Genomic DNA, 2,500 nt, shown 5'->3' with positions numbered 1-2,500 from the left:
CCGTTAACGGGCTCTGACTACTTGTAGGCACACGGTTTCAGGATCTCTTTCACTCCCCTTCCGGGGTGCTTTTCACCTTTCCCTCACGGTACTGGTTCACTATCGGTCACTAGGGAGTATTTAGCCTTGGGAGATGGTCCTCCCGGATTCCGACGGAATTTCACGTGTTCCGCCGTACTCAGGATCCACTCAGGAGAGAACGAAGTTTTGACTACAGGGCTGTTACCTCCTATGGCGGGCCTTTCCAGACCTCTTCATCTACCTCGTTCCTTTGTAACTCCGTACAGAGTGTCCTACAACCCCAAGAGGCAAGCCTCTTGGTTTGGGCTGGTCCCGTTTCGCTCGCCGCTACTCAGGGAATCGCATTTGCTTTCTCTTCCTCCGGGTACTTAGATGTTTCAGTTCCCCGGGTCTGCCTTCTCATATCCTATGTATTCAGATATGGATACCACTCCATTACGAGTGGTGGGTTTCCCCATTCGGAAATCTCCGGATCAAAGCTTGCTTACAGCTCCCCGAAGCATATCGGTGTTCGTCCCGTCCTTCATCGGCTCCTAGTGCCAAGGCATCCACCGTGCGCCCTTTCTAACTTAACCGTTAAAAAGAATCACTACGTGATATCTTGCATTACTAATTGAATGTGAATTACTTCTGTTATCTAGTTTTCAAAGAACACGTTGGTGGAGCCTAGCGGGATCGAACCGCTGACCTCCTGCGTGCAAAGCAGGCGCTCTCCCAGCTGAGCTAAGGCCCCGTATTGGGTAAAGATGGTGGGCCTGAGTGGACTCGAACCACCGACCTCACGCTTATCAGGCGTGCGCTCTAACCAGCTGAGCTACAGGCCCATCTACCATATGAAAGAATCAAAGTTCCTTCAAAACTAAACAAGACAGGGAACGTTCTGTTTATAAGACCCAAGGTCTTATATTCCGTTAAAATCCTTAGAAAGGAGGTGATCCAGCCGCACCTTCCGATACGGCTACCTTGTTACGACTTCACCCCAATCATCTGTCCCACCTTCGGCGGCTGGCTCCTAAAAGGTTACCTCACCGACTTCGGGTGTTACAAACTCTCGTGGTGTGACGGGCGGTGTGTACAAGGCCCGGGAACGTATTCACCGCGGCATGCTGATCCGCGATTACTAGCGATTCCAGCTTCACGCAGTCGAGTTGCAGACTGCGATCCGAACTGAGAACAGATTTGTGGGATTGGCTTAACCTCGCGGTTTCGCTGCCCTTTGTTCTGTCCATTGTAGCACGTGTGTAGCCCAGGTCATAAGGGGCATGATGATTTGACGTCATCCCCACCTTCCTCCGGTTTGTCACCGGCAGTCACCTTAGAGTGCCCAACTGAATGCTGGCAACTAAGATCAAGGGTTGCGCTCGTTGCGGGACTTAACCCAACATCTCACGACACGAGCTGACGACAACCATGCACCACCTGTCACTCTGCCCCCGAAGGGGACGTCCTATCTCTAGGATTGTCAGAGGATGTCAAGACCTGGTAAGGTTCTTCGCGTTGCTTCGAATTAAACCACATGCTCCACCGCTTGTGCGGGCCCCCGTCAATTCCTTTGAGTTTCAGTCTTGCGACCGTACTCCCCAGGCGGAGTGCTTAATGCGTTAGCTGCAGCACTAAGGGGCGGAAACCCCCTAACACTTAGCACTCATCGTTTACGGCGTGGACTACCAGGGTATCTAATCCTGTTCGCTCCCCACGCTTTCGCTCCTCAGCGTCAGTTACAGACCAGAGAGTCGCCTTCGCCACTGGTGTTCCTCCACATCTCTACGCATTTCACCGCTACACGTGGAATTCCACTCTCCTCTTCTGCACTCAAGTTCCCCAGTTTCCAATGACCCTCCCCGGTTGAGCCGGGGGCTTTCACATCAGACTTAAGAAACCGCCTGCGAGCCCTTTACGCCCAATAATTCCGGACAACGCTTGCCACCTACGTATTACCGCGGCTGCTGGCACGTAGTTAGCCGTGGCTTTCTGGTTAGGTACCGTCAAGGTGCCGCCCTATTTGAACGGCACTTGTTCTTCCCTAACAACAGAGCTTTACGATCCGAAAACCTTCATCACTCACGCGGCGTTGCTCCGTCAGACTTTCGTCCATTGCGGAAGATTCCCTACTGCTGCCTCCCGTAGGAGTCTGGGCCGTGTCTCAGTCCCAGTGTGGCCGATCACCCTCTCAGGTCGGCTACGCATCGTCGCCTTGGTGAGCCGTTACCTCACCAACTAGCTAATGCGCCGCGGGTCCATCTGTAAGTGGTAGCCGAAGCCACCTTTTATGTCTGAACCATGCGGTTCAGACAACCATCCGGTATTAGCCCCGGTTTCCCGGAGTTATCCCAGTCTTACAGGCAGGTTACCCACGTGTTACTCACCCGTCCGCCGCTAACATCAGGGAGCAAGCTCCCATCTGTCCGCTCGACTTGCATGTATTAGGCACGCCGCCAGCGTTCGTCCTGAGCCAGGATCAAACTCTCCGATAAAGTAG

Annotated in this window: 2 tRNA genes and 2 rRNA genes (1 of these 4 cut by a window edge); all 4 read right to left on the bottom strand. The window is 53.4% G+C overall.

Annotated elements, in window-relative coordinates:
• Positions 1-596: ribosomal RNA gene (locus HAP68_RS00020) — 23S ribosomal RNA — on the bottom strand; it reaches 2,334 nt to the left of the window's first position.
• 82 nt (positions 597-678) lie between these two features.
• Positions 679-754 (bottom strand) — tRNA-Ala (locus tag HAP68_RS00015).
• A gap of 14 nt (positions 755-768) precedes the next feature.
• Positions 769-845 (bottom strand) — tRNA-Ile (locus tag HAP68_RS00010).
• Positions 846-945: 100 nt separating this feature from the next.
• Positions 946-2,495: ribosomal RNA gene (locus HAP68_RS00005) — 16S ribosomal RNA — on the bottom strand.
• The 16S and 23S rRNA genes sit together here with 2 tRNA genes alongside, the layout of an rRNA operon.
• Positions 2,496-2,500 lie beyond the last annotated feature (5 nt).

This window comes from Bacillus sp. Bvel1, assembly GCF_014872755.1.
GTDB classification, from domain to species: Bacteria; Bacillota; Bacilli; order Bacillales; family Bacillaceae; genus Bacillus; species Bacillus velezensis.
This window is presented reverse-complemented; position numbering and strand designations above follow the sequence as displayed.